We start from the raw sequence: 16,210 nt of genomic DNA, 5'->3' as shown, positions 1-16,210 counted from the left end.
GGCCACCCTCACACCCGCGCCAAGAACGCCATCCGCCCCTGATTGTGCCCGAGGTTGCGCGGCATCCGCTCCGCCGTGAAGCCGGCGGCCGTGAGCCGGGCCAGCATCTCGGCCTCGTCGTAGCGCGCGAGGCCGAGGCGCCGGCGCAAGGCGCGGTAATCCGAGAGGAATGTGCGGGCGAGGCCGAGGAGTGCCGCGGGCAGGAAGCCGTCCCGGCGCGCGAAGGCGAGGAGCGCCGTGGCGTCCGAGACGGCGCCGAGCTGCGGCGGGATCACGTCGGCGAGGATCAGGCGGCCGCCGGGCTTGAGCAGGCGGCGCCAGTCCCGGAGGTAGGCGTCGAGCTCCGGGCCGGTGAGATACTGCGCCAGGGAATTCGCCACGACGAGGTCGAGGCCGGCCGTCGGCAGGGCGGCGACTTCCTCGGGGGCCAGGACGGTGATCCGGGGATTTCCGGCGTAGCGTTGCGCGAGAGCGTCGCGCTGGCGGGGCGAGGCCTCGCAGAGATGGAGCAGGCCGCAGGCCTCGGCGACCCGGTCGGCCGACAGGGCCTCGCCGCAGCCGTGGTCGAGCACGATGGCGTCCGGATGCGGCACCAGGGCGGCGATCTCACGGCTAAGCCCGGCATAGTGTCGGGCCTTGTGGCGTGCATTGACGTAGATCGGGGTGTCCCGGTCCCAGAATTCGCGCCAGGAGGAGACCACGCCGACGCTCCCGTTCCAGCGTGTGACGGCGTCAGCCGCCGATGAGCAGGACCGAGACGGCCCGGTCGATGGAGAGGTAGAACACCGCGAAGGCGACCAGGGCGGCCAGAGCGAACTCGGCGGCGTCATTCGGCAGGGCGCGCAGCTCGCGCAGGGTCTCGCGGCCGTAGACGGCGCCGAGCCAGGCCAGCGTCAGCACCACCGGCATCGCGAACAGGAACGACCAGGTGCTCTCGACGCGGACCGCCATCGGATCCATCAATGCGCGGATGTTGCGCACCCACGGCGCCTGGGTCGCGGCCGCCAGGGTGGTCACCCAGGCCAGACCCACGGCGATGCCGAGATGGGTCGTGAAGGTGCGGTGCAGGCGCGAGAAGCTGTCGGTCGCGGCGTGGTCGGTCACTGGGCAAGCCCCGAATCGCGGCCCCGCGACGATCGTTGCATCGTCGTCGCTCCAGGGCGGTGAACGGCCGGGAGAATCAGCCGCGAGTTCGGGTTTTTTGTGGCTGCCGCCGCGAGCGACTGCAACCTTTTTCGGAGTTACGCGTTTGCACCCTTCGTCTCGCGCATCAGGCTGACGAAGCGGTCGAACAGGTAGTGGCTGTCCTGCGGGCCCGGCGAGGCCTCCGGGTGGTGCTGCACCGAGAAGGCCGGACGGTCGGTGAGCGACAGGCCGCAATTCGAGCCGTCGAACAGCGAGACGTGGGTCTCGACCGCGTTCTCGGGCAGGCTGTTCGGGTCGACCGCGAAGCCGTGGTTCATCGAGACGATCTCGACCTTGCCGGTGGTGCGGTCCTTCACCGGGTGGTTGGCGCCGTGATGGCCCTGGCTCATCTTCACCGTGCGGCCGCCGAGCGCGAGGCCCATCAGCTGGTGTCCGAGGCAGATGCCGAAGGTCGGGACCTTCTTGTCGAGGAGGGCGCGGATCACCGGCACGGCATATTCGCCCGTCGCCGCCGGGTCGCCGGGGCCGTTCGACAGGAAGACGCCGTCGGGCTTGAGCGCCAGAACCTCCTCGGCGCTCGCGGTGGCCGGCACGACGGTGACGTCGCAGCCCGCCTTCGCGAGCAGGCGCAGGATGTTGCGCTTCACGCCGTAATCGATCGCCACGACCTTGAGGCCCTCGCCCGGCGCCCGGCTGCCGTAGCCGACCGGATGCTGCCACACGGTCTCGCCCCAGGTCTTCGCCTCGCGGCTCGTCACCGGCGGCACGAGGTCGAGGCCCTCCATCGGCGGGAGCGAGGCGGCCTTGGCGATCAAGGCCTCGCGGTCGAACCGGCCGTCCGGGTCGTTGGCCAGGATCGCGTTCGGCATGCCGCGGTCGCGGATGAGGGCCGTGAGCGCGCGGGTGTCGACGCCGGTGATGCCGACGATGCCGCGGGCCTTCAACCAGCCGTCGAGGTGGCGCGAGGAGCGCCAGTTCGAGGGGTTCGTGACCGCCGAGGCGATCACCGCGCCGCGCACGCCGGAGGCCGGAGCGGCGTCGAGGCTCTCGAGGTCCTCGTCGTTGGTGCCGACATTGCCGATATGGGGGAAGGTGAAGGTGACGATCTGCCCGGCATAGGACGGATCGGTCAGGATCTCCTGGTAGCCGGTCATCGCGGTGTTGAAGCAGACCTCACCGGCGGCCTCGCCGGTGGCGCCGATGCCGAAACCCTCCAGAACCGTGCCGTCGGCGAGCACCAGCAGGGCGGTCGCGACGGGCTCGGCCCAGCCTTCGAGTTGCGCGGGGGCGGCCGCGTCGTCTTGCAGCATGATCGTGATCTCGCTTATGTCGCGGCCGGGCACGGCCGACGGGCGCGGCCGGCTGTTTACGGGGCCGGCGGCGGCCCGGTCAATCTGGGGATGCCCCGGTATCCCCTCAAGTGCCTCGCCTTTCAAGTGCCTTGCATCGCACGACAACACCAGGAGACCGGCATGCTGCGCCAGCGCCTCACCGCCGAGATGAAGGAGGCCATGAAGGCCGGCGACAAGGCGAAGCTCGCCACCGTCCGGCTGATCCAGGCCGCCCTGAAGGACAAGGACATCGAGGCCCGCGGCCTCGGCAAGGAGCCCCTGGGCGAGGAGGAGATCTTCTCCCTGCTCCAGAAGATGATCAAGCAGCGCAACGAGTCGGCGACGGTCTACGATCAGGGCGGCCGCCCCGAGCTCGCCGAGGCCGAGCGCGCCGAGGCCGCGATCATCGCGCAGTTCCTGCCGCAGCAGATGGACGAGGACGAGACCCGCGCGGCGATCCAGGCCGCCATCTCCGAGACCGGCGCCACCTCGCCGAAGGACATGGGCAAGGTCATCGCCGCCCTGAAGGGCAAGTATGCGGGGCGGATGGACTTCGCCAAGGCGAGTGGCCTGGTGAAGGGGCAGCTGGCGGGGTCGTAAGTCCCCCGCATCGGCAGCCCGGCGAGCGCCGGGCTTTGCGTCGCGCGATCAGGGGACCTGCCCGCTCTCGAGCGCGTCGATGAGGCCGGGATCGCACTCGGCCGGTACCTCCCCGCGCCGGACCCACGTCTGGGCTCGATGATCCCATATGTGGGTCCGCTTCCAGCCCCCGGCGGGCGGGCGGTGTCCCTCCTGGCCGTGCGCGCTGAGCACGATGTCGTAGCGCCTGTCGAAACCCGACGCGATCTGGTTGATGTATTTCGCCACGACCAGCGGGTCATCGAGCGACAGTCCGTATTCGAGCGGCTCGCCCAACGTCTTCGGCGCGGGCAGCGTGCCCGCGAGCTCGCGCCCACGGGCCGATAGCGAGAGGACCCGAAACGGATCGGGTGCGAACATGTCCGGCGGCAGCTTGAAGTACAGGGAATATCCGCCCCGGAAGGCTATGTTGTTCAAAAAGGTCTCTGATCGTGTTATCAATGACAGGTCAATCAGATCATCGAGATTGTGCGGATAGAAAAGGTCTTTCATGACCATGTTGCTGTTTATGAAAATGTATCCGAGTTGCTGATACACCTGGCAGAATCGGCTGAAGCTGACGACGTCCTTGCGTTGCATCAGCCTGAGCGAGTCGATCGCGCGAAGGGAGACGTCGGGGCCGTCGGAATTGACCTTCTGGGCGAAGGCCCGGGCCCAGAGAGTTTGCATCGTCTCCTCGGAGACGTTCTCCACGGCGCTGAACCAGAGCGCGAACCAGTCTTCGTCGGCCGGCTGCTGCTTCTCCTCCGGAATTTCGCGCGCGAGGTCCAGGGCGAGCCGCATGCACCCTTCGAAGTTGAACAGCTTGCGCAGGCCGATGTAGCGTGATCGCCTCTCCAGATGCTCGGCGATCGTCTTCATGTCCGAATCGCTGATGACCTTCACGAGCTTTTCCAACAGCGCGTCGGTCAGCTTGGCGGGCCCGGCTTCCTCGCTCCGGAACAACCGTTTCGCGCCCTCGTTCGCGAACGGAGCGACGATGTCGACCATGGGCTTCAGAACGTTCGGATCCATGCGCCGCAGCTCCGCCGTCGAGGAGGTCCGATGGTAAGGGGTTCGCCGAGGATGCGGCGGCGCACCGCACCGTTCAAGCCAGTTCTCAAGTCGAAACCGCGCGTCCTCGCCGGATGCGGGGCGGAACGGCCGGCGCCAGGGGCTTCGCCGCTGCACGACGGCCCCGCTGGCTCATTAAGGACTTCGTCGCGCTCTTCGCGCTAGAATGGTGCTCCCTCGGAGCCGCCCCGGACCCGCCGTGCGTTACCCACCCCACCTGCTCGAAGAGATCCGCTCCCGACTGCCGGCCTCCGAGGTCGTCGGCCGGCGCGTGCGCCTCAAGAAGGCAGGGCGGGAATGGCGCGGCCTGTCGCCGTTCAACGCCGAGAAGTCGCCGTCGTTCTACGTCAACGACCAGAAGCAGTTCTACCACTGCTTCTCCTCGGGCAAGCACGGCGACATCTTCACCTTCGTGATGGAGACCGAGGGGGTCTCGTTCCCGGAGGCCGTCGAGCGCTTGGCCAACGAGGCCGGGGTGGCCCTGCCGGCGCCGAGCGAGGCCTCGCGCGAGAGCGAGACGCGGCGGCGCGGCGCCCTGGAGGTGATGGAGCTGGCCTGCACCTTCTTCGAGGAGCAGCTGGCCGGCCGGGCCGGGGGGCGGGCGCGCGACTACCTCGCCGGCCGCGGGCTCGACGGCGAGATCCGCCGCACCTTCCGCCTCGGCTACGCCCCGCCCGAGCGCTACGCCCTGCGCGACCACCTCGCCGCCCGGGACGTGCCGGCCGAGCTGATGGTGGAGCTGAATCTCCTCACCACCGGCGACGACATCAAGGTGCCGTTCGACCGGTTCCGCGACCGGGTGATCTTCCCGATCCGCGACGTGCGCGGCCGGGTGGTGGCCTTCGGCGGCCGCGGCATGAGCCCGGACGCCAAGCCCAAATACCTCAACTCCTCCGAGACGCCGCTCTTCCACAAGGGGCGGATGCTCTACAACCACCACGCCGCGCGCAAGAGCGCCCACGATACCGGCCGGGTGATCGCGGTGGAGGGCTACGTCGACGCCATCGCGATGACGCTGGCCGGCCACCCGGAGGTGGTGGCCTCGCTCGGAACGGCGCTGACGGAAGACCAGCTCGCCCTGCTCTGGCGCATGGCCGACGAGCCGATCCTGTGCTTCGACGGCGACGGGGCCGGGCGGCGCGCCGCCTACCGCGCCCTCGACGTGGCCCTGCCGGCGCTCCAGCCCGGGAAATCCCTGCGTTTCGCCCTGATGCCGGAGGGCCAGGACCCGGACGACCTGCTGCGCACCGGCGGACCCGGCGCCATCGACCGGGTGCTCGACGGCGCCCGGCCCCTCGTCGACGTGCTGTGGTCGCGCGAGACCGAGATGAGCCCGGTCGACACGCCGGAGCGCCGCGCCGGCCTCGCCCAGCGCCTGCGCGAGATCGTCGGCGGCATCCGCGACGAGACCCTGAAGCGCTACTACCGCGACGAGATCGAGGCCCGCCTGCGGGGGTTGAGCCCGAATGGCGGCGCCCGCCAGCAGGGCGGCGGGGATCGGCCGTATCGGGAGCGCGCGCCTTTCGTGCCGCGGGGTCGCGGCGCGCCGCCCCAGCCGGTCTCGCCGCGGCTCACCGCCCGGGCGAGCCCGCTGCTCGCCCGCTCCTCGCTGTTCTCCGGCGGTTCGTCCTCGCGCGAGGCTCTGATCGTCGCCGCCCTCCTGGTCCATCCCGAACTGCTCGCCCGCGAGGCCGAGGAACTGGCCGAGGTCGAGTTCGAGGGGGCGGATGCCAGGGCCTTGCGTGGCGCGCTCCTCGATCTCGCGGCGGAAGGAGGGGCGGGCGACGCCGCGTTCCTCGACGCGCGACTGGAGCGGGCCGGGCTCGCGGCGGCGGCGGGCCGCATCGCCGGCCTGGTGCGGCCCGGTGACCGCTGGGTGCTCGATCCGCATGCCGATCCGGTGCGGCTGGAGGACGCGCTCCGGCAGGCCGTGATCTTGCACCGCAAGGCTGGAACGCTACATAGCGAACTCCGGGCCGCCGAACGCGCTCTGGCGGAGGAGGAGACGGAGGCCAATTTCGCCTGGCTGCGCGACGTGAAGAACCGCCTCTCTGTCGTGGCGGGCGCCGAGGGCGAGGCGGACGTGACCGAAGACGCGGATTCGTCGTGACGCCCGCACGGCTCGGGCACGCGCGGCTTGCGGCTTCCGTCCGGACTAGTTAACGGCAAGTCGATCGAATGGCTTGCACATTTGCGTGAGATCCTGAGGCGGCTCGTGCGCCGTCCGACGAGACATCACGGTGCCGGCACGGCGGGAGCCTCCCCCGCCCGGGCACTGCCGACACCGGGAAGCATAGGCTGAGCATGGCGACGAAGGCAACGGAACGAGACGAGACCGAGGCGGCCCCCGAGCAGCAGACCGACGGCCCGCTCCTCGACCTGACGGATGCCTCCGTCAAGCGGATGATCAAGCTCGCCAAGAAGCGCGGCTACGTCACCTACGACGAGCTGAACGAGGTGCTGCCTCAGGAAGAGTTCACCTCCGAGCAGATCGAGGACGTGCTGGGCCAGCTGTCCGAGCTCGGCGTCAACGTGGTCGAGGCCGAGGAGGCCGACGACCAGCAGGGCGAGAACGCGCCCCAGGAAAGCGCCGAGGAGGAGGAGGCGAGCGAGGGCGGCGAGGTGGCCGAGGTCGCCGCCGCCCGCCCCGTCGCCCTGCGCGCCGAGACCGCCAAGGAGCCGACGGATCGCACCGACGATCCCGTCCGGATGTACCTGCGCGAGATGGGCTCGGTCGAGCTCCTCTCCCGCGAGGGCGAGATCGCGATCGCCAAGCGGATCGAAGCCGGGCGCGAGGCGATGATCGCCGGCCTGTGCGAGAGCCCGCTGACCTTCCAGGCCATCATCATCTGGCGCGACGAGCTCGTCGACGGCCGGGTGCTGCTGCGCGACATCATCGACCTCGAGGCGACCTATGCCGGCCCCGACGGCCGCGCCGGCCCCGCCGAGGGCGAGGTCGAGGGAGAGGGCGACGAGGAGACCGAGGGCGAGACCCCGCCGGAGGGCGAGGGCGACGAGGACGACCTCGAGAACAACGTCTCGCTCTCGGCGATGGAAGCCGAGCTGAAGCCGCGCGTGCTCGAGACCTTCGACGCGATCGCCGAGAACTACCGCAAGCTGCGCAAGGTCCAGGCCGAGCAGGCCGAGACCCGGCTCAAGGGCGCGGCGGCCTCCGAGTCGCAAGGGCAGCGCTACTCCGAGCTGAAGAACACCGTCGTCGCCGACGTGAAGTCACTGTCGCTGAACGCCAACCGCATCGAGGCGCTGGTCGAGCAGCTCTACGACATCAACAAGCGGCTGATCTCGCACGAGGGCCGCCTGATGCGGCTCGCCGAGAACCACGGCGTCGCCCGCGACGAGTTCCTGCGCCACTACCAGGGCTACGAGCTCGATCCGCACTGGGTCGAGCGGGTGGCCAAGCTCGGCGGCAAGGGCTGGAAGAACTTCACCGAGCGCGGCGCCGACAACATCGGCACCCTGCGCGAGCAGATCATCTCGCTCGCCTCCGAGACCGGCCTGGAGATCCAGGAATACCGGAAGATCGTCCACATGGTCCAGAAGGGCGAGCGCGAAGCCCGTCAGGCCAAGAAGGAGATGATCGAGGCGAACCTGCGGCTGGTGATCTCGATCGCCAAGAAGTACACCAACCGCGGCCTGCAGTTCCTGGACCTGATCCAGGAGGGCAACATCGGCCTGATGAAGGCGGTCGACAAGTTCGAGTACCGTCGCGGCTACAAGTTCTCGACCTACGCCACGTGGTGGATCCGGCAGGCGATCACCCGCTCGATCGCCGACCAGGCCCGCACGATCCGCATCCCGGTGCACATGATCGAGACGATCAACAAGATCGTCCGCACATCGCGCCAGATGCTGCACGAGATCGGCCGCGAGCCGACCCCGGAGGAGCTGGCCGAGAAGCTGGCGATGCCGCTGGAGAAGGTGCGCAAGGTCCTCAAGATCGCCAAGGAGCCGATCTCCCTCGAGACCCCGATCGGCGACGAGGAGGATTCCCACCTCGGCGACTTCATCGAGGACAAGAACGTCGTCCTGCCGATCGACGCGGCGATCCAGTCGAACCTGCGCGAGACCACCACCCGGGTGCTCGCCTCGCTCACCCCCCGCGAGGAGCGCGTGCTGCGCATGCGCTTCGGCATCGGCATGAACACCGACCACACCCTCGAGGAGGTCGGACAGCAATTCTCGGTGACCCGCGAGCGCATCCGCCAGATCGAGGCCAAGGCCCTGCGCAAGCTCAAGCATCCGAGCCGGTCGCGGAAGCTGCGGAGCTTCCTCGACAACTGAGGCCGACGGTCCTGACACGGCGAACGGGCCCGGGAGGCAGCGCCTCCCGGGCCTTCTTTCGTCTGGTTTCTCCCACGCAGCGCTTACTGCGGCGGCGCCACGATCCGCGCCACGGTGCGCCGCACCAGCGGCAGCACGAGAAGCAGCGTCGGGAAGGCGACGAGCCACGAGAAGCCCCAGGCCCGGGGCCAGTGCAGCAGAACGTCCGGCGTGAACCCGAGGCTGAGCAGGGTGGAGATGCCGGAGACGACGCAGGTCATCAGGATGGAGAGCAGGAACGCGGTCACCAGCGGCGCGGAGGAGGCCGGCAGCCGTTGCGGGACGATCGGGAAGGGCATGGCGCGTCTTTCGTGAGCGAGCGGAGCAACGCGGACGGCGCGACGCGCCCGGTGGACACCACCCTGGGAGCGCGTTGCTTGACGTGAGACGCTTACGGCCGACCGGGACGCGATCCCGCCGACGGCATCGTCCCTAGCAGCCCCAGGATCACGTGCCAAGCTTGCGTCCCGGTTGCCCGCAGCCAAGCCTTGCCCTCCTGCCTCGCAACGCCCATGTCAGAGCCATGCACGACCAGCCTCGCCTCATCCCCGCTCCGACGCCCACGGCCGCGGCGGACGGGTCGGAGGCGAGCGACATCCCGATCGGCCTGTTTCGCGACTGCGTGGCCCTGCGCGACTGGCTGCTCAGCGAGGGGGCGCGGCTGCCGGAATCCGGCGATCTCCTCGCCGGCATGGCCGAGCGGCTGAACGATCTCGGCGTGCCGGTCGATCGGGCGACGACCGCCATCGACGCGCTGCACTCGGACTATTCCGGCGTCGGCCGGTTCTGGACCCGGGAGGACGGGGTCAGCTTCCGCCTCTTCCCGCACGGCGAGGTCACCGAGCAGGCGCTGGCGCGCAGCCCCTTCGCCCATGTCTACGCCACCGGGCAGTGGCTGATCCTCGACCTGCGCGAGACGCCGGACGACCGCTACAGCATCATCCCGGAGCTGAAGGCGGCGGGCTACACGCACTACATCACCGTGCCGCTGTTCTTCACCAACGGCACCAAGAACGGCGTCACCTTCGCGACCCGCGATCCCCGCGGCTTCGGCGACGACGATCTGGCCATCCTGCGCTTCATCATCCCGACCCTGTCGGCGGTGATGGAGATGCGCGGCCTCAATGCCCGCCTCGACCACGTGCTGCGGGTGTATGTCGGCGACGGGCCGCACCAGGCGATCCTGGCCGGCTTCATCCGCCGCGGCCAGGTCGAGCGGATCCGCTCGGCGATCCTCTTCGCCGACATGCGCGGCTACACCCACCTCACCGACGCGCTCACGCCCGAGGCCTCGGTGGAGCTGCTCAACACCTATTTCGACTGCCTGGTGCCGCCGATCGAGAGCGAGGGCGGCGAGGTGCTGAAATACATGGGCGACGGCCTCCTGGCGATCTTCCGCGAGAGCGGCGACGATCTCGGCGGCGCGGCGCAGGGCGCGCTCTCGGCCGCGCAGGCCGCCCTGCGTCGCGTCGAGGAGGCGAACCGCGCCGGGCGTTTTCCCACCCGCATCGAGATCGGCATCGCGCTCCATCACGGCGAGGCGGCCTACGGCAATGTCGGTTCCGGCGCCCGGCTCGATTTCACGGTGATCGGCCGCGACGTGAACCTGGCGAGCCGGCTCGCCAAGCTCAACAAGGTCCTGTCCGAACCGCTCCTGATGTCGAAGCCCTTCGTCGACTTCCTGTGGGGCGACCCCGAGCTGCTGGGCACCCACCCGCTCGACGGGATCGCCGAGGAGATGGCGATCTATCGCCCGGGCAAGGGTGGGTGAAGGGTGGTTGACGACGGGCCCGTCCCCCGCCAAATACCGGGTGTTCCAGGGAGATCCCCGACAAGGGGCTGAGATACCGCTGGACTGGAGGCCCGCCGGGCCCGGTCAGCGCGGAAATCCTTCGAACCTGATCCGGCTCATACCGGCGTAGGGATTGGACAGGGTCCTCTTGGGATCCACGCGCATCATCCGGCAATCGGGCGCTGTCCACTCTCTTCGGGCCACCGTGGAGACGAGGGTGCACGCGCAGACGATCGGACGGCGAGGCGGACCGGGCCCGAGCCCGGAGAGGGACCGGCTGCCGGAACGCACCGACGTGGCGGTGATCGGCGCCGGGCTGATCGGTCTGTCGATCGCGTGGCGCCTCGCGCGGGCCGGTCTCGCCGTCGCGGTAATCGAGCGGGCCAAGGCCGGCGACGGCGCGAGTCTCGCCGCCACCGGCATGCTGGCGGCGGCGGCCGAGCACGAGCCCGGGGGCGAGGCCCTGCTGCCGCTCTGCCTCGCGAGCCAGCGCCTGTGGCATCCGTTCCGCAACGAACTCGAGGCCGAATCCGGTCTGACGATCGATTACCGCCGCGAGGGCACCTTCGTGATCGCGCTGGGCCGCGACGAGGTCGAGCGCCTGCGCTTCCGGCACGAGCTGCAGCGCCGCGACGGGCTGGCCGTCGAGTGGCTGTCCGGCCCCGCCATCCGCGCCCGCGAGCCGGGCCTGCGCCCCACCGTCACCGCCGGCCTGTTCTGCGCCGACGACCACCAGGTCGATCCTGCGCGCGTGATCGTCGCCCTGCGCCAGGCGTTTCGCGCAGCCGGCGGCCGGCTGATCGAGGAGACCCCCGTCACGGCCCTCACCCGCGAGGGCGGCCGGGTCATCGGGGTCGAGACCACCACGGGCTCGTTGCGGGCGGGCACCGTGGTGCTCGCCTCCGGCGCCTGGGCCGGGGAGGGGGGCCTGGTGCCGGACCTCGCCCTGCCGGTGCGCCCGCTCAAGGGCCAGTCGATGGCGTTGCAGATGACGCCGCGCAGCGGCGGCCTCGCCCACGTGGTCTGGACCGAGCAGGTCCACATGGCGCCGAAGGGCGACGGCTCGCTCATCGTCGGCGCCACCGTGGAGGAGACCGGCTTCGACCCGCACCTCACGGCCGGCGGCCTCTACGCCCTGCTGGAGGGCGCCCGCCGGGCGCTTCCGGGCGTGGAGGAGATGCGGGTGGCGGGTGTCTGGAGCGGCTTTCGCCCGACCTCCGACGACGATGCCCCGATTCTCGGCGAGGCGTCGCCCGGCCTGGTGCTGGCCGCCGGCCACCACCGCAACGGTTACCTGCTGGCTCCGGTCACCGCCGAGGCCATCTCCACCCTGATTCTGCGCGGCGAGTCGCTGCCGGTGGCCGCCCCCTTCGGCCTCGCCCGGTTCGCGCCGCCCGCCCCGCATGACTCCCTACGAGGCGAGACCGCATGAAGCTCTTCGTCAACGGCGAATCCCGCGACAGCGAGGCCGCTACGCTCGACGCCCTGTGGCGCCAGGAAACCGCCGACCTGGACCTCCCCGGCCCGCAGGGCTTCGCCATCGCGCTCAACGGGGCGGTGGTGCGCCAGCGCGACTGGACGACGACGGCGCTCTCGGAGGGCGATCGCGTCGAGATCGTGCGCGCTATGCAGGGCGGTTAGCGCGTTCTGCGCCGGGGCGGGACCGGTTGCCGCTTCGTCATCCGACAGTGCGGCGACGCCGGAGACAGAGGCCGGATCGTGCAGCTCCGGCAAACGGCACTGTCGTGTGCCGTGAGTCGCGACGACGCACGCCAGATGTGTCGTGCAGGCCGGACTCTTCCTTCGACGCTGAGGGCTCGTTCGGCGACGTCAAAATCCGCCGGTACGCCAGAGGGCTACCGCCGCCGCGACCAGCACGGCGAGCCAGGCGCCGGCGATCAGCGTCAGGGTGCGTCGGCGACCGGAACGGGGCCGGTTGTCGTTGGCCGCGCGGCGCAGCCTCAAGGATACGGCGGTGTAGCCGTGTGTCGCCGCCGCGATCGTGGCCGGGCGGGCAGGGGCGGTCTTGCGCAGGCTCGTCATGGCGATTCGTGCTCGTCGGGAGACGATAGCACGCGCGCGCGCCGAGCGTGAGCCGCCCGAACGACGCAAGCCGTCAGGACGGGAGGCGGAGCGACGATCGGACTTGGCGTGCGATGGCCCGGGGGGCGTGTTCGTCGATCCAGCGCGGGCTGAGCACGGCGCCATCCTCGGTGACGATCCAGGGCAGGGCCTCGGGATCGTCGGCCTGCACGGCCGCCGCGAGGGCGGCGCGCAGGGTGGGGTAACGGCGCATCTCCCGCGGGCCGGGCGCGGCCAGCGTGCCGTGCCACACCATCAGCTCGGCCGGACGCTCCATCTGCGGCTGCGACATCGTCGGACTCCTCGCGGTGAACCGGATCTCGGTGGACCGGGAGGAGAATGGCGGATCCGGGCTCAGGCGACACTTACCGGAGGATTGCAGTTTGGTAACGATGCTGCGTCACGATTCCGCAGGCGCCTCGCGGTGCGGCCGCAGCTCCGGGGCGCCGAGCTCGGGCTCGGCCTCCGCGACGGGCTCGGCCCGGCTCTCGGCCCGGCTAGTGTCGATGAACAGGCGGGCCTCGCCCTCGCTGAGGCCCAAGCTGCGCAGCGCGTAGAGCGCCATGCCGAAGCCGACTTCGCGCTCGGCCATCAGCACCAGGCCGACCTTCTCCTCCTCGAGGTTGCGCCGCTCGGTGTCGCTGTGGGTGCGCACCACCGTGTCGATCCCCGGATTGGCCTCGCGGGCGATCTCGATCAGGCGCCGGGCCTGGTGCGCGTCCGGACTCGCCACCACCAGCAGGCGCGCCCGCCCGATATCCGCCGCGTCGAGGATCCCCGGCGCGCCGGCATCGCCGAACACCGCCGCGACGCCGGCGGCGCGCAGCTCCTCGACCCGGCGCCGGTCGCGCTCCACCACGACGAAGGGAAGCTCCCAGGCCTCGAGCGCCTTGCCGATGGCGCCACCGACCCGGCCGTAGCCGATCACCACCGCGTGGCCCTCCCGGCCCTTGGCGTGGGCCGAGACCGCGACCTGCTCGCCGCCGCGCTCGAACCGGGCGGCGAGTCCCGGCCGCGCCTCGACGAAGCGGCTCAGGCGGCTCAAGGAGGCGAAGATCAGCGGGTTGAGGGTGATGGAGAGGAGCGAGCCGGCCAGGATCAGGTCGCGCCCTTCCGGCGGCAACAGCTTCAGGCTGATGCCGAGGCTCGCCAGGATGAACGAGAACTCGCCGATCTGCGCCAGGCTCGCCGCGATGGTCAGTGCCGTCGAGAGCGGATGGCGGAAGGCCAGCACGATGGCGATGGCCGCGAGCGACTTGCCGACCAGGATCACCGCCAGGGTGGCGAGCACGGCCAGCGGCTCGCGCAGCAGGATCGTCGGGTCGAACAGCATGCCGACCGAGACGAAGAACAGGACCGCGAAGGCATCCTGCAGCGGCAGCGAATCCGCGGCGGCCTGGTGGCTGAGGTCCGATTCGGCCAGCACCATGCCGGCGAAGAAGGCGCCGAGCGCGAAGGAGACGCCGAACAGCTCGGCCGATCCGTACGCGATGCCGAGCGCCAGCGCCAGGACCGCCAGGGTGAACAGCTCGCGCGAGCCGGTGCGGGCGGCCTGGTCGAGGAGCCAGGGCACCACCCGACGGCCGCCGGCCAGCATCAGCCCGGCGAAGGCCGCGACCTTGGCGAGCGTGAGCCCGAGGGTGAGCCAGATGTTGCCGTCGCCCGCGAGGCCGTGCGCCGCCCCGGCGCTCTCGCCGCCGAGGGGCCCGGCGAGCGCCGGCAGCAGGACGAGGGCCAGCACCATCGCCAGATCCTCGACGATGAGCCAGCCGACGGCGATGCGGCCCTTGTCGGAATCGAGGAGGCTCCGCTCCTCGAGCGCCCGCAGCAGCACCACCGTCGAGGCGACCGAGAGGGCGAGGCCGAAGACGAGGCCCGCCCCGATGCCCCAGCCCCAGGCGACGCTCAAGGCCAGGCCCATCAGGGTGGCGACCGCGATCTGCACCACGGCGCCGGGCAGCGCGATGGCCCGGACCGACATCAGGTCGCCGATCGAGAAGTGCAGGCCGACCCCGAACATCAGCAGGATCACGCCGATCTCGGCGAGCTGCCCGGCGAGCTCGGCATTGCCGACGAAGCCGGGCGTGTGCGGTCCGACCGCGACGCCTGCCAGGAGATAGCCGACCAGCGGCGGGAGCTTCAGCCGCTGCGCGAGCATGCCGCCGACGAACGCGAAAACGAGCCCGAGGGCGATGATGGCGATCAGCTCCGAGGCGTGCGGCACGGTCGGGTCAGCTCCTTTTCGGGTTTGGCGCGCCGCCAGGGCAGCAACCTAGTGTCCGAAGTCTAGCAGCCTTTCCGGGTTCCTGCGGTGCTGCACCGCACCAAAAATCGCCCCCGCTCCCCGAAATCCTCGCATCCGGCGCCTCTTCTCGCCGAGGGGCGCCGATCAGCGTCCGAACGGCCGCCGTGCGGCCCCGACGGCGCGGGGGAGGCGCGGCAGGCCCGCCCGCAGGCTGGCGCCCGGCCGGGCGGCGAGCACGATGACGATCGCCCCGAGGGTGGCGGAAGTCATCACGAGGAGCTCGGTCGTGAACATGCGGCAGCCCTGGCGGTGAGGGGACGCCGCTACGCGGCAGTCGAAAATATTGGCGTCTCGTGCCGGATGGACGATTGCCGCCCGGCGTCGCTGCTCTAGCTCGCCGCGGGAGCGGCCGGCCATGTGACATCCCGCCGTGAGGCAGCATGTCCGCATCGGTCGCCCACGATTCCGACGCAATGGGCCGGCCTCTGGCGTCCGGCCGCGCGATGCGGCATCAGCGATGGACGATGTTTGTGCGTGGACCGCACCGCCAGACGAGGATGTACAGTATGAAGAAGGTCCTGACCGGGGCGCTCGTGGCTCTCGGCCTGTCGTCGGCCGCGGCGCTCGCCGCACCGAAAGACCCGAGCGGGACTTGGTTGACCGAGGACGGCCGGGCCCGCATCCGGATCGAGAAGTGCCCGGCCCGCACCGATCGGGTCTGCGGCTACGCCGTCTGGCTCAAGACCCCCAACGACGACAAGGGCCAGCCGCGGGTCGATTTCAAGAACACCGACGCCAAGAAGCGCAGCCGCCCCTCCCTGGGCCACCAACTCATCATGGGGTTGAAGCCGAACGCCGATAACCGTTACGAGGGACAGATCTACAACGCCGACGACGGCAAGCTCTACGACGTCTCGATCTGGACCGAGGAGCCCGGCGAGCTCAACGTGCGCGGCTGCCTGATGGGGTTCCTGTGCGGCTCCCAGACCTGGACCCGCGCGAACGACGTCGCACCCGGCCAGCTCACCGCCCCGACCGGCGCCCCGAACGGCCCGCGGCCGGATGCCGAATGGGCCGCGGCGCCGAAAGCGGCCGCTCCCGCGGCGGCCGCCAAGCCCGCGACGCCGGCCGCCGCACCCAAGCCCTGAGGCGCGTCCCGGGCAGGGTCCCGGACATCGGCCCGCGCCGTCGCTCTCCACCGTCGCGGCGTCGGTCGTTTCCGGGTCACGCATCTCCAGACCACCTATTCGAAGGTGGCGTTCTCAAGGGTGGCTTTTCCAAGGGCACTTGCCGGTCTCGGCAGGTGCCTTTTTCTTGTGCCGTCCGGTTCAGCGATACAATTTTAGATTGCGAGTTCCAACGGCCGAGTCGGGACCGGATCTGCCACCGTTGCGGAGCGCGTCCATTCTCTCTCACAACCTCAAGTATTGTTTCCGCCAGATTGCGACATGTCAGGCTCCCGGTGCGTTGCAGACGACCAGGTGAGGCTCAGGCCGCCCGCCGGATAAAACCGCAAGATCAAGAATTAAGCAAAAATTCCTTTTGCAACCGCCTATATGCGAATCAGAACTTGCCGAAAAA

At 70.2% G+C, this 16,210-nt stretch carries 16 protein-coding genes and 1 riboswitch; of the genes, 7 read left to right on the top strand and 9 right to left on the bottom strand.

The features are described from left to right. Positions 1 to 8: 8 nt before the first annotated feature. The 3 genes from MFF64_RS25145 to carA all read right to left on the bottom strand — a co-directional run bounded on the left by MFF64_RS25145 (position 9) and on the right by carA (position 2,456). On the bottom strand, positions 9 to 701 hold the full coding sequence (locus MFF64_RS25145) for a class I SAM-dependent methyltransferase (RefSeq protein WP_238192711.1): 693 nt from the start codon (positions 699 to 701) through the stop codon (positions 9 to 11). 31 nt (positions 702 to 732) lie between these two features. Continuing rightward, positions 733 to 1,104: a hypothetical protein gene (locus MFF64_RS25140; RefSeq protein WP_099904783.1), complete on the bottom strand. Its 372-nt coding sequence runs from the start codon at positions 1,102 to 1,104 to the stop codon at positions 733 to 735. A gap of 137 nt (positions 1,105 to 1,241) precedes the next feature. Further along, positions 1,242 to 2,456: a glutamine-hydrolyzing carbamoyl-phosphate synthase small subunit gene (gene carA, locus MFF64_RS25135; protein ID WP_099904780.1), complete on the bottom strand. Its 1,215-nt coding sequence runs from the start codon at positions 2,454 to 2,456 to the stop codon at positions 1,242 to 1,244. 162 nt (positions 2,457 to 2,618) lie between these two features. Between carA and MFF64_RS25130 the strand changes: the two genes are divergently transcribed. Next, positions 2,619 to 3,077, top strand: coding sequence for a GatB/YqeY domain-containing protein (locus MFF64_RS25130; RefSeq protein ID WP_099904778.1), 459 nt, complete (start codon positions 2,619 to 2,621; stop codon positions 3,075 to 3,077). Between the two features lie 48 nt (positions 3,078 to 3,125). Here MFF64_RS25130 and MFF64_RS25125 read toward each other — a convergent pair whose 3' ends face one another. Next, the gene (locus MFF64_RS25125) at positions 3,126 to 4,130 is read right to left on the bottom strand and encodes a DUF2806 domain-containing protein (RefSeq protein ID WP_238192710.1); all 1,005 of its coding nucleotides are present in this window, start codon (positions 4,128 to 4,130) and stop codon (positions 3,126 to 3,128) included. Between the two features lie 238 nt (positions 4,131 to 4,368). Between MFF64_RS25125 and dnaG the strand changes: the two genes are divergently transcribed. Both dnaG and rpoD read left to right on the top strand, forming a co-directional pair. Then, the gene (gene dnaG / locus MFF64_RS25120) at positions 4,369 to 6,279 is read left to right on the top strand and encodes a DNA primase (RefSeq protein ID WP_207768229.1); all 1,911 of its coding nucleotides are present in this window, start codon (positions 4,369 to 4,371) and stop codon (positions 6,277 to 6,279) included. Between the two features lie 194 nt (positions 6,280 to 6,473). Beyond that, complete coding sequence (gene rpoD, locus MFF64_RS25115) at positions 6,474 to 8,471, top strand: RNA polymerase sigma factor RpoD (protein ID WP_099907314.1); 1,998 nt, start codon at positions 6,474 to 6,476, stop codon at positions 8,469 to 8,471. Between the two features lie 83 nt (positions 8,472 to 8,554). Here the strand turns inward: rpoD and MFF64_RS25110 are convergent, their stop codons facing one another. Continuing rightward, a complete protein-coding gene (locus MFF64_RS25110; RefSeq protein ID WP_099907316.1) occupies positions 8,555 to 8,809 on the bottom strand; it encodes a DUF2798 domain-containing protein in 255 nt (84 codons plus the stop codon). Positions 8,810 to 9,033: 224 nt separating this feature from the next. On the opposite strand from MFF64_RS25110, the gene MFF64_RS25105 reads away from it, so the two are divergent. The 3 genes from MFF64_RS25105 to thiS all read left to right on the top strand — a co-directional run bounded on the left by MFF64_RS25105 (position 9,034) and on the right by thiS (position 11,943). Continuing rightward, complete coding sequence (locus tag MFF64_RS25105) at positions 9,034 to 10,281, top strand: adenylate/guanylate cyclase domain-containing protein (RefSeq protein ID WP_099907318.1); 1,248 nt, start codon at positions 9,034 to 9,036, stop codon at positions 10,279 to 10,281. 38 nt (positions 10,282 to 10,319) lie between these two features. Next, positions 10,320 to 10,453: riboswitch (TPP riboswitch) on the top strand. 66 nt (positions 10,454 to 10,519) lie between these two features. Then, positions 10,520 to 11,734 (top strand): glycine oxidase ThiO, encoded by a 1,215-nt coding sequence (gene thiO / locus MFF64_RS25100; RefSeq protein ID WP_099907319.1) that lies wholly within the window; start codon positions 10,520 to 10,522, stop codon positions 11,732 to 11,734. Beyond that, a complete protein-coding gene (thiS, locus tag MFF64_RS25095; protein ID WP_099907322.1) occupies positions 11,731 to 11,943 on the top strand; it encodes a sulfur carrier protein ThiS in 213 nt (70 codons plus the stop codon). The genes thiO and thiS overlap by 4 nt, the downstream gene beginning before the upstream one ends. 189 nt (positions 11,944 to 12,132) lie before the next feature. Here thiS and MFF64_RS25090 read toward each other — a convergent pair whose 3' ends face one another. The 4 genes from MFF64_RS25090 to MFF64_RS25075 all read right to left on the bottom strand — a co-directional run bounded on the left by MFF64_RS25090 (position 12,133) and on the right by MFF64_RS25075 (position 14,923). Further along, the gene (locus MFF64_RS25090; RefSeq protein ID WP_099907324.1) at positions 12,133 to 12,345 is read right to left on the bottom strand and encodes a hypothetical protein; all 213 of its coding nucleotides are present in this window, start codon (positions 12,343 to 12,345) and stop codon (positions 12,133 to 12,135) included. 73 nt (positions 12,346 to 12,418) lie between these two features. After that, positions 12,419 to 12,676, bottom strand: coding sequence for a hypothetical protein (locus MFF64_RS25085; RefSeq protein WP_099907327.1), 258 nt, complete (start codon positions 12,674 to 12,676; stop codon positions 12,419 to 12,421). A gap of 108 nt (positions 12,677 to 12,784) precedes the next feature. Continuing rightward, entirely contained in the window at positions 12,785 to 14,608 is a 1,824-nt protein-coding gene (locus MFF64_RS25080; RefSeq protein WP_238192709.1) for a cation:proton antiporter domain-containing protein, read from the bottom strand. A 165-nt stretch (positions 14,609 to 14,773) separates the two neighbouring features. Then, positions 14,774 to 14,923, bottom strand: a complete 150-nt coding sequence (locus MFF64_RS25075) for a hypothetical protein (protein WP_165795859.1) — start codon at positions 14,921 to 14,923, stop codon at positions 14,774 to 14,776. A gap of 272 nt (positions 14,924 to 15,195) precedes the next feature. Here MFF64_RS25075 and MFF64_RS25070 point away from each other — a divergent pair, with 272 nt between their 5' ends. After that, entirely contained in the window at positions 15,196 to 15,777 is a 582-nt protein-coding gene (locus MFF64_RS25070) for a DUF2147 domain-containing protein (protein WP_099907614.1), read from the top strand. Positions 15,778 to 16,210: the final 433 nt, after the last annotated feature.

Source organism: Methylobacterium frigidaeris, from assembly GCF_022179185.1.
Taxonomy (GTDB): Bacteria; Pseudomonadota; Alphaproteobacteria; order Rhizobiales; family Beijerinckiaceae; genus Methylobacterium; species Methylobacterium frigidaeris.
The sequence above is the reverse complement of the archived record's forward strand: the minus strand, read 5'-3'. Positions and strand labels throughout refer to the sequence as shown.